A 26,785-nucleotide genomic window follows, 5' to 3' on the forward strand; every position below is an offset into this window, starting at 1 on the left:
GTTCCGCACGGAGGGGGCGCAACTGATTGACCGCGAAGCCGCGGCGTCCGAGGCCGTCGACGCGCTGGATCTGTTTGGTCGCGTCGAGGCCGCGAGCTATCCCGGCGGCGGCTGGCGGCACTCGGTGCGGGTCGGCGACGACATCTTGCTGATCGATGCCCCGCAGCCATGCGCGCAAGGTCGGGCGGTGCGCATCCGCATCCCCGCGCAGAACCTCTTCCTCTTCAATCCAGGCCGCGAACCGCGGCCGCAACCAGGTTTCCCGAACGGGGGTGGCGCCGCCCGCGTCCTGGAATCGTCCGACGCATGAACATCGTCCAACGGAGACACCGACCATGAAGACATTCCTCCAGGCATCGCTGGTACTGGGCCTTTCGGCCGTGCCGGCCTCCGCAGCCGAACTGACGCTCATCACCGCAGGCGACCAGAACATGGTCGACTACGTCAACGAGTACCTCGCGCCTCTCTTCGAACAGCAGAACCCCGGCGCCACCGTCCGCGCCGTCGGCACCGGCCCCGGTGACGCAGGGTCGCAGAAGATCGTCGAGCGCTTCGAGGCACAGAAGCAGGCCAACGTTCAGACCTGGGACACCGACGTGGCCGTCGTGCACGAAAAGTTCGTCGGCCCGATGGTCGAAGCCGGCTATCTCGACAGCTACCGCGACCGCATCGCCACCGGTGGTCTCGTGACCCGTTCCAACGCCGACATGGCCCTGGGCGCGAACGTCAAGGGCTATGTCATGCCCATGTTCAACAGCCAGACCGCGCTGGCCTACAACCCGGCCCTGCTGCCGAACCCGCCGAAGAGCTACGAGGAACTGGCCGAATGGGCCAAGGCCAACCCGAAGCAGTTCGGTTACAACGGCATCAAGGGCGGCGCTTCGGGCGTCAGCTTCGTGATGGGCTGGATCTATGCCTTCGGCGGCGGCGATGCCGACAAGCTGATGAACGGCCCCTTCGAGGAGGCCGAGACCACGAAGTGGGATGGCGCCTTCGACAGCCTGGCGGAATTCACCACCAATGCCACGCTGACGCCGGGCAATGCCGGGACGCTCGACCTGCTGTCGCGCGGCGAGATCGCCATCGGCCCCGTCTGGGTCGACATGTTCTACTCCTGGCAGGCCAACGGCCAGCTGCCGCCCGAGTTCAAGCTGGTGCTTCCCGCTCCCGGCATGCCCGGCCAGCCGATGCACTACGTGATCCCGCAGAACGCGCCGAACAAGGAACTGGCCGAGAAGTTCGTCGAACTGGCAACCAGCGCCAAGGTCCAGGCCGAAGGCATCGTCACCCGCTTCAACTGGTATCCGGGCATCGACGCCCAGCATGTCCAGGCCGAACTCGACGAGGCGACCTGGAACAAGCTGTTCGTCGACGTCACGCCGGATGACCTCGCCGCCAAGGGGAAGCCCTTCCCGATCGCCCCCTACAACAAGGCGATCCTCGAGGCCTACGAGCGCCACGTCACCAACTGAGCCCCGCTCACCGCAGGACCAGGGCCGCCCGCTTCGTGCGGGCGGCCAAGCCTTCACCCGATCCGGATCGAACGATGCCGAAACGCCTTCTCGGACTGCTTCTCGTCCTGCCGGCCCTGACGGTGATCCTGCTGCTGTTCGTCGTGCCGCTCGCCACATCGGTCGTCGGCGCCTTCAAGGTGGATGACGGATACGGCCTCGGCAATTTCGTCAAATCCTTCGAACTCTATACGTCCGACATCGTGTTCACGATCGTCATCGTCTCGCTGTCGACGGCGATCATCGGCATTCTGGCCATCGCCATCGGCGGCTATCTCGTCCTGGGCGAAAATCCTCGCGCGGTCGCGATCCTGCGCTGGCTCTATCGCTGGCCCCTCTTCATCCCCTTCATCGTGGTGGGCCAGATCCTGCGCACCTTTCTCGCCAAGAACGGCCTGATGAACAACGTCCTGATCGAGGCGGGCATCATCACGCCGCTGCAGGCCGTCAGCTTCCTCGACTGGCGTGGCATCGTCATCGCCTTCGTGTGGAAGCAGACGCCCTTCGTCGCCCTGCTGGTCTCGGGGGCGATGGCGTCGGTCGACCGCAGCACGATCGAGGCCGCCCGCAACCTCGGCGCCTCGCGCCTGCGCATCCTGATCGAGATCATCGTGCCCCAGGTGGCCACCACGCTCGTCGTCGGGCTGGTTCTGTCCTTCGTCACCATGATGTCGGTTCTGTCGGTGCCGCTCATGATCAACGCGCAATCCCCGACGATGATCACCGCCGACATCGCCTTCCGCATCAACGCCTATGGCGATTACGGCGTCGCCAATGCGCTGGGCATGATCTCGCTCGTCGCCAGCGCCTGCGTCGGCTGGTTCTACCTGCGTCAGACCCTGAAGGAGCGGTCATGAACGTTCCAGCCCGTCGGCCCGCCGCCCCCGGCCTCGGCATTGGCATCGGCATCGGCATCGACCTGTGGTGGATCCCGCGCGCGATCGTGCTTGGCCTGCTGGCGTTCGCGATCTTCGGCCCGCTGACCAACCTGATCCTGTGGACCGTCGCCGAACGCTGGTACTTCCCGCACGCGATGCCGCTGGAATACGGCTTCAGCTACTGGGAACGCGTGTTCTCGCCGCGAGGCACGGCGATGGAATCGCTGACCAACAGCGTCGTCGTGGCGTCCCTGACCGTCGTGGTGTCGATGACGCTGGCGGTGCCCGCGGGCTATGCCCTGGCGCGGCTGCAACTGCCGTTCCGGGCCCTGATCCTGCTTGCCTTTCTCGTGCCGCAGGCTTTTCCGAACCTGCCCGTCTACGTCAACATCGCGCGACTGTTCTATCAGCTCGGCCTCAACGGAACCGTCACCGGCGTGGTGCTGGTGCATGTCACGCATGGCCTCGTCTATGCCGTCTGGATCGCGACCGCCGCCTTTTCGGCCGTCGATACCGAACTGGAGGAAGCCGCGCGGTCGGTCGGTGCGAGTGCTCTGCGCACCTTCAAGGACGTGACCCTGCCGCTTGCCGCGCCGGGCCTTCTGGCCAGCGCCATCTTCGTGTTCCTGGAGTCGCTCGACGAGTTCACCGGCAGCTATTTCGTCGGCGCGCCCGACGTGAACATGCTGCCGCTTCTCCTGTACACGGCAAGCGCGGGCGGCAACTACCAGATCGCCTCCATCACGGCGCTGTTGCTTCTCATCCCCTCGGTGGGCTTCATGCTGGTGGTGGAGCGATTCCTCAGATCGGACGTGCTTTCGAAGGTCGGCCATTGAAACGGGACCCGAAACAGGCGAGGCCCAGTTTCGTCAGCGCGCAACAGGTCGCGAAGCTGGCGGGAGTCTCGCGCTCGGCGGTTTCGCGCGCGTTCACGCCCGGCGCGAGCATCGCCCCCGAAACCCGCGACAAGGTCGGCAAGGCTGCGGCCGAGCTCGGCTACCAGGTCAACGACCTCGCCCGCGGCCTGCTGGCGAACCGCAGCCGGCTGGTGGGCCTCGTCGTCACCAAGCCGGAGCTCGGCTTCCGCGCCCATCTCGTCGCGGCGCTGAGCCGCGCGCTCATCAAGCGCGGCAACGTCCCCTTCCTCATCAACACCGGCCATACCGAGGTCGAGATCCAGGCCGCCCAGACCGCGTTGTTCGGCTATCGCGCGGAGGCGACCATCATCCTGTCCGGCTCGCCGCCGGCATCCTTCTCCGAGCTCGCCCGCCAGAACGGGCAGCCACTGGTGATGCTCGGCCGCGCCGAACCGGACTGCGACCACGTGCGTATCGACAACAGCGGAGCGGCGGCCAGGGCGGCGGCCCTGTTCGTTGAACGGGGCCTCATGCGGCTGGGCCTGGCGGGATCCGAGACCGGGACGCCGAGCATCGTGGAGCGCGAGCGCGCCTTCATCGGCGAGGCGCAGCGGCTTGGGGCGACCGTGCAGACGGCGCGGGGTGGCGAGTCCGACTATGCAGGGGGCCAGCAGGCTGCAGCCCTGCTGCTGGGCCAGATCGAAAGGCCGCAGGCCATCTTCTGCGTCAACGACCTGATCGCCCTGGGCCTCATGGATGCCGCGCGGATCAGGTTCGATCTTCACGTGCCACGAGACCTGTCCGTCATCGGCTTCGACGACATTCCCGAAGCATCGTGGGACGCCTACCGGCTGACGACGTTCCGGCAGGACCCGGACGAGATGGCCGCCCGCGCCATCGAGCAGCTCGACCGGCGGCTGGCGAAGCCGGACGCGGCTCCGTCGATCGTTCAGCTGGATCCGGTCCTGATCCTGCGCGACAGTCTTCGACACGCGTAGCCGCGCCCCCGCCCGGAATGGCCGGCGGACGCGGGACATCCCGGGATCGGACGCTGCTGTGCAAAGCGTCAGGCCGCGTTCTCGCGCACGAAATGGCCGGGCGCCGCTTCTCGCAGGCGCGCGCCGGGCTGCGGCGAGGACACCGCCGGAAGCGGTTGCACGAAGGCGCGGCGGCCCGCAGGATCGGTGCGCGGCACCGATGCCAGCAGCCGGCGGGTGTAGGGATGCCGCGGATCGCGCAGGACGGCCTGGGACGGGCCAGTCTCGACGATCTCGCCGCGATACATGACGGCGATGCGGTGGCTGACCCGTTCGATGACGGCGATGTCGTGGCTGATGAACAGGAAGGAGATGCCTTCCCGCTGCTGCAATTCCAGCATCAGATCGGTGACCTGGCGGGCGATCGACACGTCGAGCGCGGACACGGGTTCGTCGGCGACGATCAGCTTCGGCTTCACCGACAACGCGCGCGCGATGCAGAGCCTTTGCCGCTGCCCGCCGGAAAACTGGTGCGGATAGCGGTCGACCACGTCCTCTTCCAGTCCAACCGACTTGAGGAGCGTGGCAGCGAGGTCGCGCTGGTCGCGCGCCGTCACGACGCCGTGGATGCGGGCCGGCTCGGTGACGAGATCATGCACGGGCAGGCGCGGGTTCAGGCTGGCATAGGGATCCTGGAACACCATCTGCGCGTGGCGGCGAAGGGCTCGCAACTCGACACGGCCGGCGCGCATGACATCCTGTCCGTCGAGCAGGATGCCGCCGCTCGCCGGTTCGACCAGCCGCAGGATCGAGCGCGCCAGCGTAGACTTGCCGCAACCGGACTCGCCCACGAGCCCGAGCGTCTCGGCCCGGCCGAGGCTGAGCGAAACGCCGCGGACGGCGTCGATGCTGCGGCGCTCTTCCAGAAAGCCGCCGCGAACGGTGAAGCGCGTGGTCAGGTCGCGCACCTCGAGCAGCTTCGCCGCACCAGCCGGCGCAGCGGGAGAGCCGGAGCCGAGCTTGGGGGTCGCCGCCATCAGTTGTTGGGAATAGGCGTGCCTGGGCGCACGGAAAACCTCTGCGACCGCGCCTTCCTCGACCTTGCGCCCGTCGCGCAGCACCACGATGCGGTCGGCGATCTCGGCGACCACGCCCATGTCGTGCGTGATGAACAGGACGGCCATCCCGATCTCGGCCTGCAACTCGCGGATCAGATTGAGGATCTCCGCCTGGGTCGTGACGTCGAGCGCCGTCGTCGGCTCGTCGGCGATCAGCAGGCGAGGACGGCAGGCGAGCGCCATGGCGATCATCACGCGCTGGCGCAGACCGCCGGACAGCTCGTGCGGGTATTGCGACAGCCGCCGCTGCGGGTCGGGCATCCGGACGCTGTCGAGCGCGTCGCGCGCCGCCGCCAGCGCCTGGCGATTGCTCATGTAGCGGTGACGAATGAAAACCTCCGCCACCTGGTTTCCAACGGTCAGGACCGGGTTGAGCGACGTCATCGGCTCCTGGAAGATCATCGAGATGCGGTTGCCGCGCAGCGCCCGCAGGCTCGGCTCGTCGAGCGCGGTGATGTCGACGGGACCGAGGTCCTCGTGCAGCGTGATGGTGCCGCCAGCGATGCGGCCGCCCTCGCGCTCGATCAGCCGCAGGATCGACAGCGCCGTGGCCGACTTGCCGGAGCCGGATTCGCCCACGAGCGCCAGGGTGCCGCCCGTCGGCACGTCGAAGGAAAGCTCGCGCACCGCTTCCGTGGCGCCGAAAGCGACCTTGAGATTGCGGACGGACAGCAACGGCATCACGAAGCAGCCCTTCGGATCCGCGCTCCGATCTCCGGATGTTCGGAAAACACCGGCAGCGGTGGGGTCCAGCGGCGCGCCGACGGCTTGAAGCCGAAGGCGAACGGGTCGCGGCCCGCCACCTGCCAGTTCACGGTCTCGCCCAGTTCCAGAAGCCCCATCGCCGCTGCGGGCTCGCCCTGCGTGGTGAAACTCTCGGTCAGCGACTGCTGGGTGAGATGCGTGATGCCGTCGACCGTCGTCACGGTGTTCCAGTGGACGTGGCCGGCCAGGCAGACGACCGGGACGCGGGCCTGCGCCAGAGCTGCGCGGGCGCGCTCGGCCATCGGATAGGTCGAGACGGACGGATTGCGCTCGAAGTAGTAGTTGCCGGTCTGCGCATGGCCCGAGACCGGCACGTGGCTGACGACGAGCAGAGGCCTGTCGGCGGCCTGCGCGGTGCGCGACAGCCACAGCAGATCCTCCTCCCGCAGCACGAAGCCATGACGGTCCGCGTCGCGATGGATCTTCGCGTCAGCCCGCCACAGCGCGATGCGCCAGCCGCCGAGGTCGAGCGTCATCGACTTCATCGGCTGGCCGAGGATGGTCTCGTTGTCGGAGACCTCGAGGTGATCGCGGTCGTGATTGCCGTTGAAATGGTGGATCGGAGCGGCGACCTGGCGAAACGCCTCGCCGACGTCCTTCTGGAGGGCGAGATCGGTCTCGCGGTTCTCGTCGGAAATGCGGTCGCCGAGGTCGAGCACGATATCGGGACGGGCCTCGCTGGTGAAGCGCGCGAACTCTTCCATCAGGGCGATCGCGGTGTCGCCGCGCTTGGTGGCGGAGGGCTTTCCGTGATGGATGTCGGCAACGACGCAGATGCGGACGGACATGGATTCGATTCCCGTTTCAGGCTGGTTTCAGGCTGGAGACGCCGCCGGCACGGGGCCGGCGGCGTGCGCAAGCAGGCGTCAGTTCGAGGCGAAGGAGATCGAACCGGCGCGGAAGTCGAGAACGTAGGGGATGTGGCCGGGCTTCGGCGCCCAGTTGACGTTCTTGTTCATCGCCCAGGACTCGAACGGACGGTAGAGCGGCAGCAGCGGCGGATCCTGGCTGATGCGCTCCATCAGCTCGGCATAGGCGGCCTTGCGCGCCTCGACGTCCTTGGAGAAGCGGAAACGCTCCCAGCTTTCGGCATAGGCTTCGTCGGTGTTGAAGCGGCCTTCCGATTCCGACGGGCCCTTGGGCGCCCACATGACGCCGAACGAACCGAAGGGATCGGCGAAGTACATCGGGTTCGACCAGTTGCGGGCCATCATGTCGGCATCGCCGCCGGTCCACTTGTCGACCACGTTGACCTTGCCGTTGATGCCGACTTCCTTCCACATCTCCACGATCGCCTGGGCGGCGAGGAGACCGTTGGTGTAGTAGGTCGGGAAGCTCGTGTAGACGATTTCCTCGCCCTTGTAGCCGGCCTCCTGGAGCAGCTGCCTGGCCTTCTCCGGATCGTACTCGAAGGTCTTGAGCCCGGGCATGTAGAGGTCACCGAACTCTTCCATCGTGTGGGTCGACGGAACGACGGCCTTGCCGAGCCACAGCGCCTCGTTGAGCGTGTCGCGGTCGACCGCGAGGCTCATGGCCTGGCGGATGCGCGGATCCTTCAGCACCGGATGGTTCGCGTTCATGATCATGACGTGGAACAGCGCGGTGGCCGAGCCCGCCGCCTTGAGCGCCGGATCGGCCTCGATCAGGGCCAGCTGGTCGGGTGCGATGTTGGTCACGAGATCGGCTTCGCCGGTCTTCAGCGCGGTGATGCGCGAGGCGGTTTCCGGCATGTGACGGACCGTCACCTTGTCCAGCGGCGCCTTCTCGCCCCAGAAATCGTCGAAGCGTTCCCAGACCAGCGTTTCGCCGGGAACGAGCTGGGTGATGGCATAGGGACCGGTCCCGACGGGCTTGAGCGAGAAGGCCTCGAAGTCGTCGTTCTCGGCAACCTTGGGATCACCCGTCAGGCCCTTGGTGTAGTCCTCGGGAATGATCATGACCTGCTGCAGGTTGAGCAGCGTCTCCCACAGCGGCTCCTCGCGCTTGGCGTGGATGCGAACGGTGTAGTCGTCGACCTTCTCGGCCTTCTCGAAATTGGCGAGACGGTCGCGCGAGCGGACCTGATAGGGCGGGAACGTCGCCTGGTACATGCGGTTGAGCGAGAACACCACGTCGTCGGCGGTCATGTCCTCGCCATTGTGGAACTTCACGTCCTGACGCAGCTTCAGCTCCATCACCGTCGGCTCGACCAGCGTCCACTCGGTGGCGAGGCTGGGGCGGAACTCGCCCTGCAGCTTGTCGTAGTTCTTTTCGACCAGCGTATCGAATGTGTTGTAGTAGAACTGCGAGCCGACGTTCGAATGATCGCGGCCCGGATCGACATAGCCGGTCACGTTGGCCGCGCCGACGGTCAGTTCGACGGCGAATGCGGAGCCCGCGAGTACGGTTGCGATCGCGGTCGTCGCAAGGAACCTAGTCATGTCATGCCTCCTGAAAGGGCGGTTGGGTTTGGGATCGGCGGGCCTCGGACGGCCTCTTCTTGTTGAATGCGAGGCGAGTCTCATCTGTCCCTCAGCCGCACGTCGGCGCGGTCGCGCAGCCAGTCGCCGAGGATCTGCACGGCGAAGGTGACGAGGAGGATCATCATGGCGGGAACGATCACGATCCACGGCGCGGTCGGCAGGTAGTCGCGACCGATGCCGACCATGGAGCCGAGCGTGGCCGTGGGTGGCTGCACGCCCATGCCGAGGAAGGACAGCGTCGATTCCAGCAGCACGATGTTGGAGATCGACAGGGTGAACTGGACGACGAGCGGCGACACGGCGTTGGGCAGCACGTGCCGGAAGGCGATCCGGCCGCCGGAGGCCCCGGCCGCGCGCGCCGCCTCGATGAAGGGCATCGCCATCAGCCGGCGGACCTCGCCGCGGACGATGCGGGCATATTGCTCCCAGCCGTAGAGGCCGAGCACCAGCACCATGACCTCGATCGAGGAACCGAAGATCGCAAGCGTCAGCAGCGCGATCAGGGTGAAGGGGATGGCGATCTGGGCATCGACCGCGCCCATGACGACATCGTCGACGATGCCGCCGGCGATGCCGGAGACGAGCCCGAGCGTGCCGCCGAGCAGGAGGCCGATGGTCGCGCCGAGCGCCGCCAGGATCAGCGTCAGCTGCAGGCCGTGCAGCGAGCGCGACAGCACGTCGCGGCCGAGTTCGTCGGTGCCGAGCAGGTAGCCGTCCTTGAAGCGCTCGAAGCCGATCGGCGGGCGCAGCCGCGAGATCAGGCTCTGCGCCGTCGGCTCGTGCGGCGCGATGAAGGGCGCGAAAGCGGCCACGATGAGCAGCAGGACCGCGACGCAGATGGCCGCGCGCTGAACGCCGTTCGCGTCGCCCCAGATCCGCGCGGCATGGGCCAGAAGCGCGGGCCGCGCGGAGGTATTCCCGACGACGGCTTCGGCCATCACGCCCTCCCCAGACGGATGCGGGGATCGGCATAGGCATAGGCTATGTCGATCACCCCGTTGACGATGATGACCGCGAAGGCGACGGCGAGCACGGCGAACTGCAGCACCGGGAAGTCGCGCAGGATCGCCGCGTTGACGAGCAGTGCGCCGATGCCGGGCCAGGCGAAGATCGCCTCCACGACGACGTTGCCGGCAGCGGCCAAGCCCGCGATCTGGAGCCCCAGCACCGACAGGATGGTGATGGAGGCATTCGAAAAGCCGTGCTTCAGGATGACGACGGCTTCGGACAGCCCTTTCGCGCGCGCGGTGCGCATGAAGTCCTGGCTCAGCACGTCGAGCATGGCATTGCGGGTGAAGCGGGTCAGCGCCGCGATCAGCGCGCCCGACAGCGTGATGGTCGGCATGATGAAGTGCCAGGGCGTCGAATTGCCCACCACCGGCAGCCAGTTCAGCGTGAAGGCGAAGACCAGCACCATGAACACGGCCAGCACGAAGTTGGGCACCGCGTAGCCGATGAAGGCGACCGTCATCACCGCGCTGCCGATCCAACTCTTGCGATGGATCGCGGCGAGAATGCCGAGCGGAATGGCGACGAGGATGGTGAGCGCGATGCCCGACAGCAGGAGCTGCAACGACGGCCAGACGCGCTCGGCGACGATGTCGGCGACCGGGCGGCGCTCGACGAAGGAGAGGCCGAACTGACCATCCACGAAGGAGCCGAGAAAGCGGACGTACTGCTCCCAGATTGACGCGTCGAGGCCATAGTAGCGGGTCAGAAGCTCGCGGTCTTCCTGGGTGATCCCCTGACCCACGACGTAGTTGATCGGATCGCCGGAAAGGCGCGTTGCGAAGAACACCAGCGTCACGATCACGAAGAGCGTGATGATCATCTTGGCCAGCGTGCGGGCGATGTGGCGAACCATCAGATCGACCCTCCGGCAGCGGCCGCATCCGGCATGGCCAGCGCGCCGGCGGCCGGCGGTCCGTTCGCGGTCATGCGGCGCAGGTGGATGAAGCGCACGCCGGCGGCGGCCGCCGCGACGCCGTCGGTGCCGGCATTGTCGCCGATGAAGACGCAGGCGGCGCGCGCGGCCCCGCTGAGCCGCAGCCCGAGCTCGACCAGATCGGGCGCCGGCTTGCCGATGCTGGTGAAACCGACCGAGGGAACGCAGGCACGGATCGCCGCGACGATCGCGCCGGTTTCGGGAACCGGACGGCCGCGGTCGTCGGGATGGACCGTATCGACATTGGTCACGACGAGCGCCGCCCCATCGTGGACCTCGTCGATCAGCCGGCCGAGATCGCGCACCGTGAAGTCGCCGTCCCGCGCGAGGAGCACGATGTCGGGCTTGCGGGATTCGGTGCGCAGCCCAAGCGACCGGGCGAGGTTTCGGATCGGCGGCTCGGCATAGAGCGACAGGGCCGCGCCCGGTCGGGCGGCCGCGATCCGGTGGACCGCCTGCTCGCCGGCCAGCAGGATCCGCCGCGGATCGATGGCGAGCCCGATGGTGGCCATCCGGCGCGACAGGGTCTCGGCGGTGTCGGAGGAGTTGTTCGAGACGATCCAGAGCCGGTCGGCATGGCTGGCGACGAAGGACCGCACGTTGGGATAGACGTGCCCGCCCGAAACCAGGCATCCGTCGAGGTCGCAGAAGATCGCCTCGCAGCCTTCGACCGGCGCCTGCGCGATGTCTGCAATTCTGATCGTCTCGTTCGTCACGCCTCGGCTCCGCTGCCGGGAGACACGACGAAGCCGTCCGTCGGCGCATGCGCGCCGCGGCAGGTCCGTCCCGTCCGCCCTGGATCTGTCTGGGCAGCCGGCACGTCGCCCGCTGCATCCGCAATCTGGGCCTGCTCTGTGACACAGGCTTTACAGACGACAGCTAGACTTCGGCTCGATCAAAGCCCCGCTTATGTCGCCGGAGATTTCCTTGACCGTTTCGCCCACCCGCATCCGCGCCGTGAACGCCGTCGCCGCGTCCGGTTCCTTTGCCGCCGCAGCGCGCCTGCTCGGCATTTCCCAGCCCGCGGTTTCCCAACACGTGAAGGGGATCGAGGAAGAGTTCGGCGTGCGCCTGTTCCTGCGCCGCAACGGCGCCCTGCATCCGACGCCCCTGTGCCTCGAACTCTGCGACGTGGCGGAACGGATGACGGAGGCCGAAAACGCGGCGACCCGCATCCTGACCCGCCGCAACGCGCTCGCCGACGGGCACATCTCGGTCGGACTGGGCAATTCGATGCCTGGCATGGCGCTGATCGCGCTGTTCAACAAGCGCCACCCCTCGGTGTCGATCTCGGTCCAGACCGGCTCCTTCGAGGAGATCACCGCGGCCGTCATCACCCGCCGCGTCGATGTCGGCGTGCTGCCGAACGTGCCCGACGACGGCCGCTTCCGGCGCGAACTGCTCGTGCGCCAGCAGGTCGTGGCGATCGTCAACGCCGACAGCGCGCTGGCGAGCGAGCAATGCCTGACCTGCGAACAGCTCATCACCGCGCCGCTGGTCTTTCGCACGCGCGGGTCCTCGACCCAGCGCGTCGTCGACCGCGCCTTCAACGGCGCGGGGCTGAACCCGGTGCCGCTGCTCACCCTCGACACGCGCGACGGGGTCTATGAGGCGGTCGCCAACGGCATCGGGGTCGGCTTCATGTGGCGCGAGGGCACCGGCCGCACGGACACGATCCGGCGCATCCCCGTCCGCGAGATGGACAGGCTCTACGACGAGGTGGTGTTTGCGCCGCGCGACGATTCCGGACAGGTCGGCGAAGCCTTCTTCGCCGCCGCGAAGGTCTTCGGCAGCTCGGTCCTGGCGGACGCCGCAGCGAAAGGCCCCTGAGCGGCCGCGTCATTCCGGGACGACTTGTTCCGCCGCGGCAAGACGTCGATGATGGCCGCATGACAAAGGACACAAGGCACCCGGTCGTCCGGATTCGCATCGTCTTCGGCGAAGACGAGATGATGGGCCCCGGCAAGGCCGAGCTTCTCGAACGGATCGACCGCACGGGCTCCATCTCGGCCGCCGGGCGCGAAATGAACATGAGCTACAAGCGCGCCTGGATGCTGGTCGAGACGCTGAACGCGATGTTCCGCGATCCGCTCGTCGCCAGCACGCGCGGCGGCCCCCAGGGCGGCGGCGCGGTGCTCACCGATGCCGGGCGGCAGGTGCTGCATCTCTATCGCGCGTTCGAGGCGCAGGCCGCGGCTGCCGGCGCGGAGGGGCTGGCAAGGATGCAATCGATGCTCAGCGATATTCCCAGCGGAAAATAACGTTTGACTTCGCCGCTCTGTCCCTGGGATATGTTCGGCGAAACATAACCCAGGGAGGATCCCATGGTTTTCTCGCGACGTGTCCTGCTGTCCGCCGCGTTCGCTTTCGGCATCGCCGTCCAGCCGATCGCGCTCCAGGCAAAGGACGAAGCCCCCGTCGTCGCGGCGGCTGCGAACCTGCAGTTCGCCATCGAGGAGGTCGCCGAGAGCTTCAAGGCGCAGACCGGCAAGGACGTCCGCCTCTCGATGGGCTCGACGGGAAACATCGCCCGCCAGATCCGAGAGGGCGCGCCCTACGAACTGTTCCTCGCCGCCGACGACACGACGGTGCGGACCCTGGCGCAGGACGGGTTCACCCGCGACGCAGGGACGGTCTACGCGGTCGGCCGGATCGCGCTGATCGTGCCCGCCGGTTCGTCCCTGCGCCCCGACGGCACGCTGGGCTCGCTCGGCGAGGCGCTGGCGGCCGGCACGATCAACAGGTTCGCCATCGCCAATCCCGAGCACGCCCCGTTCGGCGTGGCGGCGCGCGAGGCGCTGATCCACGCCGGCCTGTGGGACACGCTCCAGCCGCACCTCGTTCTGGGCGAGAATGTCAGCCAGGCGGCCCAGTTCGCCGTTTCCGGCAACGCGGAGGGCGGCATCATCGCCTATTCGCTCGCTCTGGCGCCCGACGTCCGGGCAAAGGGCAGCTTCGACCTGATCCCGGCGGAATGGCACGAGCCCTTGCGCCAGCGCATGGCATTGCTGAAGAATGCGGGACCCGTCGCGGAAGCCTTCTACGACTACATGAACGGTTCCGCCGCACGCGCGATCATGGAACGATACGGGTTCGTCCTGCCGGAAGGGGAATGAATGGACTGGACGGCGCTCTGGCTGTCGCTGCGGCTCGCGGCCTGGACGGTCGCCCTGCTGCTGCCCGTGGCCATCCTGATGGGACGCTTCCTGGCCTACCGCCGGTTCCGGGGCAAGGGGCTGGTGGAGGCGCTGGTCATGCTGCCGTTGGTCCTGCCGCCCACCGTCTTCGGCTTCTACCTGCTGGTCGTCTTCGGCGCGAACAGCCCGCTCGGCCAGTTCTGGCGCGCGACCTTCGGCCATCAGCTCGTCTTCTCCTTCGAGGGGCTGGTGGTCGCTTCGGTGATCTTCAACCTGCCCTTCGCCATCCAGCCCGCCCAGCGCGGCTTCGAGGCGATCCCGGTCGAGGTGCGGGAGGCCGCGCGCTGCTGCGGCCTTTCCCCGCTGGAATCGCTGCGGAAGGTCGAACTGCCGCTGGCGTGGCCGGGCCTGATGACGGCCATGGTGCTGACCTTCGCGCACACGCTCGGCGAGTTCGGCATCGTGCTGATGGTCGGCGGTTCGATCCCCGGCGAGACCCGGACCATCGCGATTTCCATCTACGACCGCGTGCAGGCCTTCGACGATCGCTCCGCGGGCATCATGGCGGCGGTGCTGCTGGCCATTTCGCTGTTCACGATCACCGTGACGTACTGGCTGTCGGCGCGCGTCGGCCGGAGGCTGTCCTGATGGCGCTGGAGGTGATGGCTCGCGCGACCGCGCCGATCCCGCTCGACATCGCCTTTCGGGTCGAGCCGGGAGAGTTGCTGGCGCTGGTCGGCCATTCCGGCTCGGGCAAGTCGACGCTGCTGCGCACCATCGCCGGCCTGTGGACGCCGTCCGAGGCCAGGGTCGCGGTCAATGGCGAGACCTGGCTCGACACCGGGCGGCGGATCGACCTCGCGCCGCATCGCCGCCGAGTCGGCATCGTCTTCCAGTCCTATGCGCTGTTCCCGCACATGACGGCGCTCGGCAACGTCGTCGCCGCCATGGGCCATCGCGCGGCCCCGGAGCGGGGCGCGGAAGCGCGCCGGCTGCTGGCGCTGGTCAACCTGTCGGGGCTGGAGGCGCGCAAGCCGGCGGAACTGTCGGGCGGCCAGCAACAGCGCGTGGCGGTTGCCCGCGCGCTCGCCCGCCAGCCGGCCGCGCTGCTGCTCGACGAGCCCTTCTCGGCCGTCGACCGCGCCACGCGCGAACGGCTCTACGAGGAAATCCGGCAGCTGCGTGCCCATCTCGCCATGCCCACCATCCTCGTCACCCACGACATGGAGGAGGCGCGCCTGCTCGCCGACCGCATGGTGGTGATCGAGCATGGCCGCGTCGTGCGCGCGGGCGCGACGGCCGACGTGATGTTCGACCCCGCCGCGCTGCGCGCCATGGGCCTGCGCGAGATCGGGTCGAGCCTGCGCGCGGTGATCGCCGCGCATGAGGACGACGAGCTCACCCGCCTGCAGTCGGCCGCCGGACCGGTGTGGCTGCCGCGCATCGACGGCGCGCCGGGCGCCCCGGTTCGCCTGCGGATCATGGCGCACGACGTGATGATTTCGCGCGAGCGGCCAGGCGACATTTCGGCGCTCAACGTCCTCCCCGCATCCGTCATCGCCGTGACCGACGGGGAAGGGCCGGGCGTGATCGTGAGGCTGGATGTATCGGGTGACGAAATCCTCGCGCGCATCACCGTCCGCTCGGCCCGCGCGCTCGCCCTTGCGCCCGGCGCCGCCTGTTTCGCCATCGTCAAGTCGATGGCCGCCGCGCGCGGCGACGTCGAACCGACGGCGCGGTGAGGCCCCGCCGACACGGGATCGGCTCTCGAGGGCGGCCTGGGTCCAGCGCACGAACTTCGGAACCCCCCGGCGTCATCTCCGTTCAGTGAAGGCTCGAAGGAGCCCCTGCCAAAGGAGACGACGCATGATCAAGAGATCCATCCTTGCCGCCGGCCTCGCCACGGCGCTGTTCGTGGCACCGGCCTTTGCCGATGACCGCCCGCCGACGCCCGAAGAGCGGGCGCAGATCGAGGCGGTGCTGGCCGCGGAAGGATTTACCAGCTGGGACGAAATCGAATGGGACGACGATGGGCATTGGGAAGTCGACGACGCGGTCGGCCCGGACGGGCGACAATATGACCTGAAGCTGGACGCCAGTTTCGCCATCATCGCGCGCGATCCTGATTGAACCGCCGCCTCCAACCACTTACCTGAACGTCAGGTCACGGAAATTTCGGCCAGTGCTGCGATGGTGCTGGCCGATTTCTTATTCGCATGCCCCCTCTTCGCATGCCCGATACAAGGAAGAATTACATGCTCCACGTCGACATCCCGACCCGCGCCGAAATCATTACGCTCAACAAGGTTCGCGCCACCGCGTGCGTCTCGATCTATCTGAAGACGACGCCGCTGACGCAGCATGCGGACGCCTCCCGCATCGAACTGGGCAACCTCGCCAAGCAGGCGCGCGAACAGCTTGAAGCCGTCGGGTTCGACAAGCGCGAACTGGCCGCGCTGATGGAGCATCTGGACGAACTTCAGGAGGACGAGGCGTTCTGGGCCGAACAGGCCAACAGCCTTGCGATCCTGGCGACGCCGTCGACGCTGCGGACCTACCGGCTCGCCAACGACCTGACGGCGATGGTGGAAGTGTCCGACCGGTTTCACCTGAAGCCGCTGCTGCGCGCCATCACCTTCCCGCATTCCGCCCTGATTCTGGCGCTGTCGGAAAACGCCGTGCGCCTGGTCGAAGTCCATGCCGACCTTCCCGCAAAGACCGTGAAGGTGGACGGACTGCCCAAGGACGCGGCGAGCGCGCTCGGCAAGTCGACGTTGAACGACCGCTCCGCGAGCGGACGCATCCATGGCTCGGAGGGCCAGAACGTCCGCTTCCAGCAATATGCCCGCAAGGTGAACGCGGCGCTGAAGCCGGTGCTGGCCGGGCTGGACACGCCGCTCATCCTGGCCGCGACGGGCCGCCTCGCCTCGGTGTTCAGGTCGGTCAACAGCTATCCCAACCTGCTGCCGGACGGGATCGAGGATAGCCCCGACCGCATCACCGATGCCGACCTTGCCGCCGCGGCGCGCCCGGTCCTGGACGCCGCCTACGCGGCGGAGATCGAAGCGGCGAAGGCCCTGTTCGAGACGCGTTCGGGCGAGGGACGGGCGACCACCGACCTGTCGGATGCGGCGCGGGCGGCAACGTTCGGCGCGATCGACACGCTGCTGGTCAACATCGATACGACCGTTTACGGTTCGATCGACGAGACGACCGGCGAACTGCGGCTCACCGGAGAGGCCGACGCGACCAGCTACGGTGTCGTCGACGAGATCGCCGGCCGGGCGCTCGCGCATGGCGCCCGGGTGATGGGCGTGCGGAAGGCCGATCTCCCGGGCGAAGGCGAGCTTGCCGCCATCCTGCGCTTCGCGGCATAGTGCCGCCACAGGAGGCGGGAGGGAGCATGGCCGGCGGAAAGCGTTTGTTGTGTTGCGTCAACGGCAGCGCGCACGCGGTGCGAGCCGTCGAACTCGCCTGCCGCCTCGGCCCGGCGCTCGGGCTGGGCCTGACCTTCCTGGTGGTCAACCACCTCCGCAGCGCGAGCGGCTTTCCGCCGATCCGCGCCTTGCAGCCGGAGGAAGCCAAGGAAATCCTGGACACGGCGGTCCGATACGCACGCACGCACGGGATCCATGACGTCGGCGCCGAAGCGCTGGAGGCCGCGGATGTTGCGGCCTGCGTGCTGGACTACGCCCGGACCCGCGACATCGAGCACATCGTCGTGGGAACGGGAAACCCGCCCTTCATCGGACGCCTGCTGATCGGATCCGTGTCGGAAGCGATCGTCTCCGGCGCGCACTGCCCGGTGACCGTGGCCCGCTGAAGCCGGACGACGGCCCGGCCGTGAAATCGATTCCCCGATCGAAGGGAATCCTGTCGCCAGAAAATCGCGCCAGCCGGGCCGCGGTGCCGATGCGACCGCTCAGGCCATGCCGAGCGCGGCGAGGTAGAGGTCGAGGATCGCCTCTTCCTCCTGCCGCTCGTTGGCATCCTTCTTGCGCAGGCGGATGATGGTGCGCACGGCCTTGGCGTCGAAGCCCGTGCCCTTGAGCTCGGCATAGACGTCCTTGATGTCGTCCGCGATCGTCTGCTTCTCCTCCTCGAGGCGCTCGATGCGCTCGATGAAGGCGCGCAGCTGGCCCGCGGCGATCGTCTGGGAGGATTCTTCGGTGATCTCGTCGGCCATGTCGCTACTCCATATGGATGCGGCGCCGCGACTCTGTCTCGGCGACGCCTGAATTCGAGGCGCCTCGTTGCATCAGGAGCCCGGACCGGTCAAGCCGCCGGGCGATCAAATCGCCGCTCCGGCCGGCGAGACGGGCGATCGAAAGCCGGCTCACCCGCCGGGCGCGTCCTTCGTGGCCAGCCGGACCGACAGCGTCTCCATGCGCTCGGCCAGCGCCGACAATGCGCCGACGACGGCGGTGTCGGTCTGGTCGGCCTTGGACAGGGCCTCGTCGCGCGTCTTGCGCAGGATGGCCACCTCGGTCTCCAGACCCTTCACGCGGCGCTGCAGCTCCGACAGTTCGTCCATCACCATGATGCCGGCCATGACGGCAAGGCGGTGATCTCCGATCTCGCCGAAGGATTCCTTCAGGTGCCCGACATAGCGGTCGAACCTCTGGGCAAGCTCGAGGAGGTGCTCCTCCTGCCCCTCGTCGCAGGCCATCCTGTAAGACTTGCCGTCGATGCTGACGGTGACTTGCGCCATCTGGCTCTACCTATCGAGGACGGCTCGGATGGTCTCCATGGCGGTGACCAGCCGGCGCGACACTTCCTTGTTGGCGTCCTGCAATCGATCCGCGCGCGCCTCGGAGGCGTCGAGTTCCTGCGCCAGCCGCGCGCGATCGGCGTTCATGCGCTGCACTTCGGCCTCGGCCTCGGCATAGTCCAGACCCTGCTCGATCCGCGCCATTGCCGCGTTTTCGAGCGCGTCCATGGCCTTCCCCAGCCGACCGATCGCCTCTTTCAGTGTCGCTTCCACGGCCATTCCTACGCGGAGAACCCGAATCGTCCGCGTTGCTAGCGCGTTATCGGTGAAAGATTAGACGCCGCATGAAAGGGGCGTCAACAAACTCCGCGCCCGGTCCCCAGCAAAGAGGTGAGGCGGGAACGGCTTCGCTGCGCGAAGTCTGCGATAGCGCACAGCCGCGAGCCTCGGATTTGTTGACTCGCAAACGGCACCTGCTATGTGTCCCCTCGCCTTTCCGGGGCATTTCGCGGGCCTTTGGTCGCCCGATCCAGCCGTTCCGCAACGAGAGAGCCACCATGCCCGTTTCCGACAATCATGCCCGCATGGCCAATGCGATCCGCTTCCTGTCGGCGGACGCAGTCGAAAAAGCCAATTCGGGTCATCCCGGCCTGCCGATGCGCGCGGCCGACATCGCGACCGTTCTCTACACCCGCTTCCTGAAGCACGACCCGCACCATCCGCACTGGCCCGACCGCGACCGCTTCGTGCTGTCGGCCGGCCACGGCTCGATGCTGCTCTACGCGCTGCTCTACCTGACCGGCTACGAGGACATCACGATCGGCGAGATCGAGAAGTTCCGCCAGCTGGGCTCGAAGACCGCCGGCCATCCCGAATACGGACACGCCGCGGGCATCGAGACGACGACCGGGCCGCTCGGCCAGGGCCTGGCCAACGCGGTCGGCATGGCGATGGCCGAGCGCATCATGAATGCGCGGTTCGGCGACGACCTGGTCGGCCACTACACCTATGTTCTGGCGGGCGACGGCTGCCTGATGGAAGGCATCAGCCAGGAGGCGATCGCGCTCGCCGGGCATCTGAAGCTGTCGCGGCTGATCGTGCTGTTCGACGACAACGGAATTTCGATCGACGGGCCGATCTCGCTGTCGGACTCGACCGACCAGTGCGCCCGCTTCGAGGCCTCGGGCTGGCACGTCCAGCGCTGCGACGGCCACGACGCCGACGCCATCGCGCGCGCCATCGAGGCCGCGCAGGCTTCCGACAAGCCTTCGATGATCGCCTGCAAGACCACCATCGGCTTTGGCGCACCCACCCGCGCCGGCTCATCCAAGGCGCATGGTTCGCCGCTCGGAGCCGAAGAGATCGCCGGCGCCCGCAAGGCGCTGGGCTGGGATGCCAAGCCCTTCGTCGTGCCCTCCGACATTCTGGACCTGTGGCGGCTCGCCGGCCTTCGTTCGGCCAAGGAGCGCAAGGAATGGGAAGCGCGGCTGGCGGCGGCGAGCGGCGAGATCCGCACCGAGTTCGAACGTCGCATGCGCGGCGAACTGCCCGGCGGCTTCGAGAGCGCCATCGCCGACTACAAGAAGAAGCTTGCCGCAGAGAAGCCGAAGCTGGCGACCCGCAAGTCGTCGGAGAACGCGCTCGAGGTGATCAACGCCGCCATTCCCGAAACCATCGGCGGCTCGGCCGACCTGACCGGTTCCAACAACACCAAGACCAGCCAGACGACGCCTTTCTCGGCCGACGACTACGCCGGCCGCTACGTCTACTACGGCATTCGCGAGCACGGCATGGCCGCCGCCATGAACGGCATGGCGCTGCACGGCGGCATCATCCCCTATGGCGGCACCTTCCTTGTCTTCACCGACTACTGCCGGCCGTCCATCCGCCTGTCGGCGCTGATGGGGCTGCGGGTGATCTACGTCATGACGCACGATTCCATCGGGCTCGGCGAGGACGGTCCCACGCACCAGCCGGTCGAGCACATGGCGGCGCTGCGCACCATTCCGAACCTGCGCGTCTACCGCCCCGCCGACGCCGTCGAGACGGCCGAGTGCTGGCAGCTTGCCCTCGAGGACACCACCGGACCGTCGGTGCTGGCGCTCACCCGGCAGAACCTGCCCGCCGTGCGCACCGAGCATGTCGAGGAAAACCTCTGCGGCTTCGGCGCCTACGAACTGGAGACGGCCTCGGACGACGCCGTGGTGACGATCTTCGCCACCGGCTCGGAAATCGAGATCGCGCTCGCCGCGCGCAAGAAGCTCGAGGCGAACGGCCACCCAACCCGCGTGGTTTCGGTGCCGTCGATGGAGCGCTTCGCGATGCAGACGAGGCAGTATCGCACCGCCATGATCGGCAATGCGCCGATCCGCGTGGCGATCGAGGCCGGCATCCGCCAGCCCTGGGACGCGCTGATCGGGCCGGACGGCATCTTCGTCGGCATGAGCGGCTTCGGCGCCAGCGGCAAGTACGAGGAACTCTACGCCCATTTCGGCATCACCGCCGACGCCGTCCTGAAGGCGGTCGAGGAGCGCCTGCACGAAGCCGCCTGATCGACCCGGATCGCCGACCGGTCGCGCCTGCGCGGCCGGTCGGCCTCCGCTTTGCGAACATTATCGATTGAAACGGCGCTGGCAGAACCGATTTGCGGCCGGCGGCGCAGCCGTGCGGCTGGATTCTTGGACGCCGCGCCGGTAAGAAGCGGCAACCATCAAGCCAAGGGCTCACCCGCGCCCGCAGTTTCCGTCCAGGAGGTTTTCCGCATGTCGATCAAGATCGCCATCAACGGCTTCGGCCGCATCGGCCGCAACATCGTTCGCGCCATCTACGAGTCCGGCCGCACGGACATCGACATCGTCGCGATCAACGATCTCGGCCCGGTCGAGACCAATGCGCACCTGCTGCGCTACGACAGCGTCCACGGCCGCTTCCCGTCGCAGGTCACCGTGAACGGCAACGAGATCCGGGTCGGCGACGATTCCTTCAAGGTGTTTGCCGAACGTGATCCGTCGAAGCTGCCCTGGGGCGAGCTCGGCATCGACATCGTGATGGAGTGCACCGGCATCTTCACGTCGAAGGAGAAGGCCTCCGCGCACCTGGCCGCCGGCGCCAAGCGCGTCATCGTCTCGGCTCCGGCCGACGGCGCCGACCTGACGGTGGTGTATGGCGTCAACCACGACAAGCTGACGAAGGACCACATCGTCATCTCCAATGCCTCCTGCACGACGAACTGCTTGGCCCCGGTGGCGATGGTGCTGAACGACGCCTTCGGCATCGAGAAGGGGTTCATGACGACCATCCACTCCTACACCGGCGACCAGCCGACGCTGGACACCATGCACAAGGATCTCTACCGCGCCCGCGCCGCGGCCATGTCGATGATCCCCACCTCGACCGGCGCCGCCAAGGCCGTCGGCCTCGTCCTGCCCGAACTCAAGGGCAAGCTCGACGGCGTCTCCATCCGCGTGCCGACCCCCAACGTCTCGGTCATCGACTTCAAGTTCGTGCCCAAGCGCGACGTCACGGTGGAAGAGGTCAATGCCGCGCTGGTGGCAGCCGCCGACGGCAAGCTGAAGGGCATTCTCGCCTACACCCACGACCCGCTGGTTTCGATCGACCTGAACCACGACGCGGCGTCCTCGACCGTCGCCCTCGACCAGACCAAGGTCATCGAGGGCAATCTCGTGCGCGTCATGTCCTGGTACGACAACGAGTGGGGCTTCTCCAACCGCATGTCGGACACGGCCGCGGCCCTGGCCAAGACCATTTCCTGACCCTTACGCCATGGACGGCAACGAACCGTTCTGGCTGTTCCTCGGCGTGGTCGCCATCATGGCGGCCTTCGCCATGGTCCGAAACGGACGGCGCCGGCCGTCCCGGCCAAGCGCGCATCGGTGGGGCCGTGACGGCGGCGATGCAAGCCGGCAGGCACGGCACCACGGCGGCGCGCCCGGCTTTTCCGGCAATGATTCCAGCCGCGGTCCCGGCAGCACGGACAGCGGCGCCAGCGATGGCGGCGGCGGGGATGGCGGATGGGCCTGAAGCGCGGTCCGCAGCGCCTCCCTCGTAGCCGGAACTTTCCCGCGCCCGCGTCCACCGCGCGTCTCGAAAAGCGACGCGAGTATCGCGTGCGACCGCATTGCGCGCGGGCGAGGCTTGCCCCGGCCATGCCTTCGCCGCACTGTGCGCCGAGAGCACGCAAGGAGGGTTCGGGACATCGGCATGGACAGCATCTACCTGGCAATCATGATCGGGACGGCGCTGGTGCTTGCCGCAGCCTTCTCGAGCCTGATCGCCTTTCGATTCGGCGCGCCGCTGTTGCTGGTCTTTCTCGGTATCGGCCTGCTGGCTGGGGTCGACGGCCTGGGCCTCGATTTCAGCAATGCGCCGGTCGCCTATTTCGTCGGTTCGCTGGCGCTCGCCATCATCCTCTTCGATTCGGGCTTCGGCACGCAGCTCTCCGTCTTCCGCCAGGCCGCGATGCCGGCCCTGTCGCTGGCGACCTTCGGCGTGGCGATCACCGCAAGCGTCGTCGGTGTCGCGGCCTTCTACGTGACGCCCCTGTCCTGGTTCGAAGCCTTCCTGCTCGGCGCCACCATCGCGTCGACCGACGCGGCCGCGGTGTTCTTCCTCCTGCGCGCCGGCAATCTCAACCTGCGCGACAAGGTGCGGGCCACGCTGGAGGTCGAATCCGGCTCGAACGATCCGATCGCCATCTTCCTCACGATCACGCTGGTCTCCGTCATATCGACCGGCGCATCCGCGGACGCGGACTGGCTCCTCATGGACATCCTGCGGGGTTTTGCCATGCAGATGGGCCTGGGCCTGGCGGCCGGCGTGACCGGCGGTTTCCTGATGGCGCGGCTGATCGAGCGGCTGGACCTCGATATCGGGCTGCTGCCGATCTTCGTGATCGCGCTGGCCCTGCTGCTGTTCGGCGTGGCCGGCGCGATCGGCGGATCCGGCTTCCTGGCCGTCTACGTCGCCGGACTGATCACCGGCAATTCGCGCATCCGCTCGGCGGCGCGACTGAAGCGCTTCCAGGACGGCATTTCCTGGCTGGCGCAGATCATCATGTTTCTCGTGCTCGGCCTGTTCGCCACGCCCTCGCAGTTCGGCGCCATCGCCTTGCCGGCGATCGGGCTCGGCCTTTTCCTGATCTTCGTCGCCCGGCCGCTGGCCGTCTGGCTCTGCCTCATCCCGTTCCGGTTCACCCGCGCCGAAACCGCCTTCGTCTCCTGGGTCGGCCTGCGCGGTGCGGTCTCGATCCTGCTGGCGCTCACGCCGGTTCTGGATGCGCTGCCCAATGGCGGCTACATCTTCAACAGCGCCTTCATCATCGTTCTCGTCTCGCTCGTGGTCCAGGGCTGGACCATCGGTCCGCTGGCCAGGCGCCTGGGGCTCGTGGTGCCACCGCGCATCGGGCCGCTCGACAAGGTCGAACTCGAACTGCCCGGCGCGGCCAGGCACGAGCTCCTGGCCTACCGGGTCGCCGCCGGCAGCCCGGTGGCGCGCGGCGTGCGCATCCCGCGCTGGGCGCGGCCCTCCCTCGTCGTGCGCGAGGGACGGTCGATGGCCTATCAGTATGCGGGACGGCTGCTGGTCGACGACCATGTCTACATCTTCGTGCCAGACCGCTACCCGCCGCTGCTCGACCGGCTGTTCGCGAGCCGGGCGGACCTCGACGAAGACGATGCGGATTTCTTCGGTGAATTCGCCATCGATGCGACGCGGCCGGCCTCCGACCTCGACGCCGCCTACGGGATCGGCCTGCCGGAGGAGGATGCCAAGCGAAGCATCGCCGAGCTCGTCATCGCGCGCCTGGGCGGGCGGGCCGAATATGCGGACCGGGTCACGATCGGCCCGATCGAATTGATCGTCCGCGACGTCGGCGAGGACGGCACGCTCGCCTCCGTCGGCCTGTCGACCGAGCCGCACCACGCGGTACCGCAGGTTCCGGTCTTCCTCAGCGCCGGTGAAATGCGCGACCGGGCGGTCGAGGCCGTGCGCGGCTGGCGCGCCAGGCGGCGCGAAGCCCGGTTGCGCAGGCTGGAGATCGAAGCGGCGCGGCAGGCCGATTCGGGTCGTGGACCGGACGTGATCCTGCCGCGCGATCCCGACTGACGCTCCCTTGCGCGCGCCGGGGCAAAATGTATGGTCCGGCCGATTGCATTTGGGAGATGGCGATGCCCGACTTCAGAACCCTCGACGACATCGGTGACGTGACGGACAAGCGCGTGTTGCTGCGCGTCGACCTGAACGTGCCGATGAAGGACGGCGCGGTGACCGACGCCACGCGCATCGAGCGTGTTGCGCCCACCATCGCGGAACTGTCGGACAAGGGCGCGAAGGTGATCCTGCTGGCTCATTTCGGCCGCCCGAAGGATGGCCCCGACCCGGCGCTGTCGCTCGCCCCGATCGCGGCGGCGACCGAAGCGGTGCTGGACCGCCGCGTCCACTTCGCGGCCGACTGCGTCGGCAAGGTCGCGACGGACGCGGTGGCGGCGATGGCGGGCGGGGACGTTCTGCTGCTGGAGAACACCCGTTTCCACAAGGGCGAGGAGAAGAACGAGCCCGACTTCGCCAAGGCGCTGGCCGCCAATGGCGACATCTTCGTCAACGACGCCTTTTCGGCCGCGCATCGCGCGCACGCCTCCACCGAGGGGCTGGCGCACCTGATGCCCGCCTATGCCGGGCGCACCATGCAGGCCGAACTGGAAGCGCTGGAGAAGGGTCTCGGCAATCCGAGACGCCCCGTGGTCGCGATCGTCGGCGGCGCAAAGGTGTCGTCCAAGATCGATCTGCTGATGAACCTGGTGAAGAAGGTCGACGCGCTGGTGATCGGCGGCGGCATGGCCAACACCTTCCTGGCCGCGCGCGGCACGGATGTCGGCAAATCGTTGTGCGAGCACGACCTGGCGGCGACCGCCAAGCAGATCATGATCGAGGCGGCGACGGCCGGCTGCGCCGTGATCCTGCCGGTGGACGGCGTGGTGGCACGGGCGTTCAAGGCGGGCGCGGCAAGCGAGACGGTCGCCATCGACGCCGTCCCCGCCGACGCCATGATCCTCGATGTCGGACCGAGGACGGTTGAAACCGTCAACGCCTGGATCGACCGCGCAGCGACGGTGGTGTGGAACGGCCCGCTCGGCGCCTTCGAGATCGAGCCCTTCGATGCGGCGACCGTGGCGGCGGCGAAGTTCGCGGCGGCCCAGACGCGCGAGGGCAGGCTGGTTTCGGTGGCGGGTGGCGGCGATACCGTGGCTGCCCTGCACCTTGCCGGGGTTGCGGACGACTTTACCTATGTCTCGACCGCAGGCGGCGCCTTCCTCGAATGGATGGAAGGCAAGCCGCTTCCGGGCGTGGATGTGCTCAAGCGATAGCCGGGCATTCCCCGGGCCGCCGGGGACCAAGCTGCGCCCTTGTCATTCCGCATGGCTCGGCGTCATGCACAGCATGGCGATGCCGACCAGCACGATCGCCGCCCCGGCGGCCTCGCGCAGGGTGTATTTTTCCCCGAGGAACCAGATGGCCACGACGAAGGTCATCAGGAATTCGATCGCGAGGATCAGGATGATCACGTGGCCAAGCCGCGTGGTGCGGAGCACCTCGATCTCGAACCAGGCGGCCGCCGACAGCGTCAGGATGACCGCGGGGATCAGGACCAGGTAGGTCGAGCCGCCCCACGTCTTCATGATCCAGCTCGCCGACATGTAGAAGAACGCCGCGCCCGAGGCGAGCAGCACGGTGATCATCTGTGACATGCGACGCTCCGAGGCAGGAGGCGCTTCCGTCCACGCAGTGCCATGTGCAGTTTCCCGTGTGAAAGGCGAAGCCCCGCGCCCGTGTCCGATGCTGGAAAGCTAGATGCCGCGAGGCATTCCCTCTGTTAATGCCTTAACACTGGCATGCAGATTATCCTTGTATATCAAGCGCTTGAATCCCATCGACACGAAGCCGCGCCCCCGGTTTTCACCCAGGGCGGGACCGGACAGAACCGACCTATCCCGCGCGCCCGGCGCGGGTGCCGAGCAGGGCGAGACCGGCGAAGGCGACGATGGCGCCCATGATTTCGCGCGAGGGATAGATGTCGGTGACCGAGAGAATGGCGGCAACGACCGCCATCGAGACTTCGAGGGCGATCAGCAGCGTTACGACCGGGCCGAAGCGGAACCGGTGCTGCGATGCAGATTCGATCCAGGCGCTTGCTAGCATCGTGGCGGCAGCGAGCGGGATGAGGATCAGGTAGGGCGAGCCGCCGAGCGGCTTGAGGATCCAGCTCGCAACGACATAGAGGACGGCTGCGCCGGACCCGAACAGGGCTGTGGTGATCGGTGACATCAGAAAGGCTCCCAAACCGGGACGAACCCCGTTTGCATATGTTCTTGGGCCCATTCGTCGATCGCGGGCCAAGCATGTGTGCGA

Annotated in this window: 28 protein-coding genes and 1 pseudogene; 18 read left to right on the forward strand and 11 right to left on the reverse strand. The window is 67.6% G+C overall.

The genetic code is table 11. The features are described 5' to 3' along the window. The 5 genes and pseudogenes from EJC49_RS25755 to EJC49_RS18165 form a co-directional block, all read left to right on the forward strand. Positions 1-310, forward strand: a pseudogene (locus EJC49_RS25755) (hypothetical protein); the annotation flags it as partial. Positions 311-335: 25 nt separating this feature from the next. Beyond that, entirely contained in the window at positions 336-1,472 is a 1,137-nt protein-coding gene (locus EJC49_RS18150) for an ABC transporter substrate-binding protein (RefSeq protein ID WP_126701353.1), read from the forward strand. 74 nt (positions 1,473-1,546) lie between these two features. After that, positions 1,547-2,368 (forward strand): ABC transporter permease, encoded by an 822-nt coding sequence (locus tag EJC49_RS18155; RefSeq protein WP_126701354.1) that lies wholly within the window; start codon positions 1,547-1,549, stop codon positions 2,366-2,368. Beyond that, positions 2,365-3,225, forward strand: coding sequence for an ABC transporter permease (locus EJC49_RS18160; RefSeq protein ID WP_170314782.1), 861 nt, complete (start codon positions 2,365-2,367; stop codon positions 3,223-3,225). Before EJC49_RS18155 ends, EJC49_RS18160 begins: the two co-directional genes overlap by 4 nt. After that, on the forward strand, positions 3,222-4,244 hold the full coding sequence (locus EJC49_RS18165; RefSeq protein WP_126701355.1) for a LacI family DNA-binding transcriptional regulator: 1,023 nt from the start codon (positions 3,222-3,224) through the stop codon (positions 4,242-4,244). The genes EJC49_RS18160 and EJC49_RS18165 overlap by 4 nt, the downstream gene beginning before the upstream one ends. A gap of 68 nt (positions 4,245-4,312) precedes the next feature. Here the strand turns inward: EJC49_RS18165 and EJC49_RS18170 are convergent, their stop codons facing one another. From EJC49_RS18170 to EJC49_RS18195, 6 genes are all read right to left on the reverse strand, one after another. After that, on the reverse strand, positions 4,313-6,022 hold the full coding sequence (locus EJC49_RS18170; RefSeq protein ID WP_126701356.1) for an ABC transporter ATP-binding protein: 1,710 nt from the start codon (positions 6,020-6,022) through the stop codon (positions 4,313-4,315). Then, positions 6,022-6,894 (reverse strand): metallophosphoesterase family protein, encoded by an 873-nt coding sequence (locus EJC49_RS18175; RefSeq protein WP_126701357.1) that lies wholly within the window; start codon positions 6,892-6,894, stop codon positions 6,022-6,024. The genes EJC49_RS18170 and EJC49_RS18175 overlap by 1 nt, the downstream gene beginning before the upstream one ends. Positions 6,895-6,972: 78 nt before the next feature. Then, the gene (locus EJC49_RS18180) at positions 6,973-8,526 is read right to left on the reverse strand and encodes an ABC transporter substrate-binding protein (RefSeq protein WP_126701358.1); all 1,554 of its coding nucleotides are present in this window, start codon (positions 8,524-8,526) and stop codon (positions 6,973-6,975) included. Positions 8,527-8,606: 80 nt separating this feature from the next. Continuing rightward, positions 8,607-9,506 carry an ABC transporter permease gene (locus EJC49_RS18185; protein WP_126701359.1) on the reverse strand — a complete coding sequence of 300 codons (900 nt, stop codon included), beginning with the start codon at positions 9,504-9,506 and terminating at the stop codon, positions 8,607-8,609. Beyond that, on the reverse strand, positions 9,506-10,432 hold the full coding sequence (locus EJC49_RS18190; protein ID WP_126701360.1) for an ABC transporter permease: 927 nt from the start codon (positions 10,430-10,432) through the stop codon (positions 9,506-9,508). The genes EJC49_RS18185 and EJC49_RS18190 overlap by 1 nt, the downstream gene beginning before the upstream one ends. Beyond that, complete coding sequence (locus EJC49_RS18195; RefSeq protein ID WP_245453463.1) at positions 10,432-11,229, reverse strand: HAD family hydrolase; 798 nt, start codon at positions 11,227-11,229, stop codon at positions 10,432-10,434. Before EJC49_RS18195 ends, EJC49_RS18190 begins: the two co-directional genes overlap by 1 nt. A gap of 211 nt (positions 11,230-11,440) precedes the next feature. Here EJC49_RS18195 and EJC49_RS18200 point away from each other — a divergent pair, with 211 nt between their 5' ends. The 8 genes from EJC49_RS18200 (at position 11,441) to EJC49_RS18235 (ending at position 17,473) form a co-directional block, all read left to right on the forward strand. Next, on the forward strand, positions 11,441-12,343 hold the full coding sequence (locus tag EJC49_RS18200; protein ID WP_126701361.1) for a LysR family transcriptional regulator: 903 nt from the start codon (positions 11,441-11,443) through the stop codon (positions 12,341-12,343). Positions 12,344-12,402: 59 nt separating this feature from the next. Beyond that, positions 12,403-12,774, forward strand: coding sequence for a winged helix-turn-helix domain-containing protein (locus EJC49_RS18205; RefSeq protein ID WP_126701362.1), 372 nt, complete (start codon positions 12,403-12,405; stop codon positions 12,772-12,774). Between the two features lie 63 nt (positions 12,775-12,837). Continuing rightward, positions 12,838-13,629, forward strand: coding sequence for a molybdate ABC transporter substrate-binding protein (gene modA, locus EJC49_RS18210; protein ID WP_126701363.1), 792 nt, complete (start codon positions 12,838-12,840; stop codon positions 13,627-13,629). After that, positions 13,630-14,298, forward strand: a complete 669-nt coding sequence (gene modB / locus EJC49_RS18215; RefSeq protein ID WP_126701364.1) for a molybdate ABC transporter permease subunit — start codon at positions 13,630-13,632, stop codon at positions 14,296-14,298. It abuts the gene before it with no gap. Further along, entirely contained in the window at positions 14,298-15,392 is a 1,095-nt protein-coding gene (gene modC / locus EJC49_RS18220; RefSeq protein ID WP_126701365.1) for a molybdenum ABC transporter ATP-binding protein, read from the forward strand. Before modB ends, modC begins: the two co-directional genes overlap by 1 nt. Before the next feature lie 124 nt (positions 15,393-15,516). Continuing rightward, a complete protein-coding gene (locus EJC49_RS18225; RefSeq protein ID WP_126701366.1) occupies positions 15,517-15,780 on the forward strand; it encodes a PepSY domain-containing protein in 264 nt (87 codons plus the stop codon). 125 nt (positions 15,781-15,905) lie between these two features. Next, a complete protein-coding gene (locus tag EJC49_RS18230; RefSeq protein ID WP_126701367.1) occupies positions 15,906-17,027 on the forward strand; it encodes a baeRF11 domain-containing protein in 1,122 nt (373 codons plus the stop codon). Positions 17,028-17,053: 26 nt separating this feature from the next. Continuing rightward, positions 17,054-17,473, forward strand: a complete 420-nt coding sequence (locus tag EJC49_RS18235; RefSeq protein WP_126701368.1) for a universal stress protein — start codon at positions 17,054-17,056, stop codon at positions 17,471-17,473. Positions 17,474-17,572: 99 nt separating this feature from the next. Here the strand turns inward: EJC49_RS18235 and EJC49_RS18240 are convergent, their stop codons facing one another. The 3 genes from EJC49_RS18240 to EJC49_RS18250 form a co-directional block, all read right to left on the reverse strand. Next, positions 17,573-17,836 (reverse strand): DUF2312 domain-containing protein, encoded by a 264-nt coding sequence (locus tag EJC49_RS18240; RefSeq protein ID WP_126701369.1) that lies wholly within the window; start codon positions 17,834-17,836, stop codon positions 17,573-17,575. Positions 17,837-17,986: 150 nt separating this feature from the next. After that, entirely contained in the window at positions 17,987-18,361 is a 375-nt protein-coding gene (locus EJC49_RS18245) for a cell division protein ZapA (protein ID WP_126701370.1), read from the reverse strand. A gap of 6 nt (positions 18,362-18,367) precedes the next feature. Further along, the gene (locus EJC49_RS18250; protein ID WP_126701371.1) at positions 18,368-18,640 is read right to left on the reverse strand and encodes a DUF4164 domain-containing protein; all 273 of its coding nucleotides are present in this window, start codon (positions 18,638-18,640) and stop codon (positions 18,368-18,370) included. A gap of 278 nt (positions 18,641-18,918) precedes the next feature. Between EJC49_RS18250 and tkt the strand changes: the two genes are divergently transcribed. From tkt to EJC49_RS18275, 5 genes are all read left to right on the forward strand, one after another. Further along, positions 18,919-20,913, forward strand: coding sequence for a transketolase (gene tkt / locus EJC49_RS18255; RefSeq protein ID WP_126701372.1), 1,995 nt, complete (start codon positions 18,919-18,921; stop codon positions 20,911-20,913). 210 nt (positions 20,914-21,123) lie between these two features. Then, entirely contained in the window at positions 21,124-22,134 is a 1,011-nt protein-coding gene (gene gap / locus EJC49_RS18260; protein ID WP_126701373.1) for a type I glyceraldehyde-3-phosphate dehydrogenase, read from the forward strand. Between the two features lie 10 nt (positions 22,135-22,144). Further along, complete coding sequence (locus EJC49_RS18265) at positions 22,145-22,402, forward strand: hypothetical protein (RefSeq protein WP_126701374.1); 258 nt, start codon at positions 22,145-22,147, stop codon at positions 22,400-22,402. A 180-nt stretch (positions 22,403-22,582) separates the two neighbouring features. Beyond that, positions 22,583-24,484 carry a potassium/proton antiporter gene (locus tag EJC49_RS18270; RefSeq protein WP_126701375.1) on the forward strand — a complete coding sequence of 634 codons (1,902 nt, stop codon included), beginning with the start codon at positions 22,583-22,585 and terminating at the stop codon, positions 24,482-24,484. A gap of 62 nt (positions 24,485-24,546) precedes the next feature. After that, positions 24,547-25,743 (forward strand): phosphoglycerate kinase, encoded by a 1,197-nt coding sequence (locus EJC49_RS18275; RefSeq protein ID WP_126701376.1) that lies wholly within the window; start codon positions 24,547-24,549, stop codon positions 25,741-25,743. 42 nt (positions 25,744-25,785) lie between these two features. Here EJC49_RS18275 and EJC49_RS18280 read toward each other — a convergent pair whose 3' ends face one another. Beyond that, positions 25,786-26,124, reverse strand: a complete 339-nt coding sequence (locus tag EJC49_RS18280) for a hypothetical protein (protein WP_126701377.1) — start codon at positions 26,122-26,124, stop codon at positions 25,786-25,788. Between the two features lie 238 nt (positions 26,125-26,362). Continuing rightward, positions 26,363-26,701 carry a hypothetical protein gene (locus tag EJC49_RS18285; protein WP_126701378.1) on the reverse strand — a complete coding sequence of 113 codons (339 nt, stop codon included), beginning with the start codon at positions 26,699-26,701 and terminating at the stop codon, positions 26,363-26,365. Between the last annotated feature and the right edge of the window lie 84 nt (positions 26,702-26,785).

The sequence above is a fragment of the Aquibium carbonis genome (genome assembly GCF_003970795.1).
Lineage (GTDB): Bacteria > Pseudomonadota > Alphaproteobacteria > Rhizobiales > Rhizobiaceae > Aquibium > Aquibium carbonis.

Bases quoted from the DNA above. Each gene is read 5' to 3' on its own strand.
- EJC49_RS18190 (WP_126701360.1), bottom strand. From the start codon at position 10,432: ATGGTTCGCCACATCGCCCGCACGCTGGCCAAGATGATCATCACGCTC.
- EJC49_RS18270 (WP_126701375.1), top strand. From the start codon at position 22,583: ATGGACAGCATCTACCTGGCAATCATGATCGGGACGGCGCTGGTGCTT.
- EJC49_RS18160 (WP_170314782.1), top strand. From the start codon at position 2,365: ATGAACGTTCCAGCCCGTCGGCCCGCCGCCCCCGGCCTCGGCATTGGC.
- EJC49_RS18240 (WP_126701369.1), bottom strand. From the start codon at position 17,836: ATGGCCGACGAGATCACCGAAGAATCCTCCCAGACGATCGCCGCGGGC.
- EJC49_RS18225 (WP_126701366.1), top strand. From the start codon at position 15,517: ATGATCAAGAGATCCATCCTTGCCGCCGGCCTCGCCACGGCGCTGTTC.
- modB (WP_126701364.1), top strand. From the start codon at position 13,630: ATGGACTGGACGGCGCTCTGGCTGTCGCTGCGGCTCGCGGCCTGGACG.
- modA (WP_126701363.1), top strand. From the start codon at position 12,838: ATGGTTTTCTCGCGACGTGTCCTGCTGTCCGCCGCGTTCGCTTTCGGC.
- EJC49_RS18185 (WP_126701359.1), bottom strand. From the start codon at position 9,506: ATGGCCGAAGCCGTCGTCGGGAATACCTCCGCGCGGCCCGCGCTTCTG.
- EJC49_RS18180 (WP_126701358.1), bottom strand. From the start codon at position 8,526: ATGACTAGGTTCCTTGCGACGACCGCGATCGCAACCGTACTCGCGGGC.
- EJC49_RS18235 (WP_126701368.1), top strand. From the start codon at position 17,054: ATGGCCGGCGGAAAGCGTTTGTTGTGTTGCGTCAACGGCAGCGCGCAC.
- EJC49_RS18265 (WP_126701374.1), top strand. From the start codon at position 22,145: ATGGACGGCAACGAACCGTTCTGGCTGTTCCTCGGCGTGGTCGCCATC.
- EJC49_RS18250 (WP_126701371.1), bottom strand. From the start codon at position 18,640: ATGGCCGTGGAAGCGACACTGAAAGAGGCGATCGGTCGGCTGGGGAAG.
- EJC49_RS18230 (WP_126701367.1), top strand. From the start codon at position 15,906: ATGCTCCACGTCGACATCCCGACCCGCGCCGAAATCATTACGCTCAAC.
- EJC49_RS18275 (WP_126701376.1), top strand. From the start codon at position 24,547: ATGCCCGACTTCAGAACCCTCGACGACATCGGTGACGTGACGGACAAG.
- EJC49_RS18205 (WP_126701362.1), top strand. From the start codon at position 12,403: ATGACAAAGGACACAAGGCACCCGGTCGTCCGGATTCGCATCGTCTTC.
- EJC49_RS18285 (WP_126701378.1), bottom strand. From the start codon at position 26,701: ATGTCACCGATCACCACAGCCCTGTTCGGGTCCGGCGCAGCCGTCCTC.
- tkt (WP_126701372.1), top strand. From the start codon at position 18,919: ATGCCCGTTTCCGACAATCATGCCCGCATGGCCAATGCGATCCGCTTC.
- EJC49_RS18280 (WP_126701377.1), bottom strand. From the start codon at position 26,124: ATGTCACAGATGATCACCGTGCTGCTCGCCTCGGGCGCGGCGTTCTTC.
- EJC49_RS18170 (WP_126701356.1), bottom strand. From the start codon at position 6,022: ATGCCGTTGCTGTCCGTCCGCAATCTCAAGGTCGCTTTCGGCGCCACG.
- EJC49_RS18175 (WP_126701357.1), bottom strand. From the start codon at position 6,894: ATGTCCGTCCGCATCTGCGTCGTTGCCGACATCCATCACGGAAAGCCC.
- modC (WP_126701365.1), top strand. From the start codon at position 14,298: ATGGCGCTGGAGGTGATGGCTCGCGCGACCGCGCCGATCCCGCTCGAC.
- gap (WP_126701373.1), top strand. From the start codon at position 21,124: ATGTCGATCAAGATCGCCATCAACGGCTTCGGCCGCATCGGCCGCAAC.
- EJC49_RS18150 (WP_126701353.1), top strand. From the start codon at position 336: ATGAAGACATTCCTCCAGGCATCGCTGGTACTGGGCCTTTCGGCCGTG.
- EJC49_RS18245 (WP_126701370.1), bottom strand. From the start codon at position 18,361: ATGGCGCAAGTCACCGTCAGCATCGACGGCAAGTCTTACAGGATGGCC.
- EJC49_RS18155 (WP_126701354.1), top strand. From the start codon at position 1,547: ATGCCGAAACGCCTTCTCGGACTGCTTCTCGTCCTGCCGGCCCTGACG.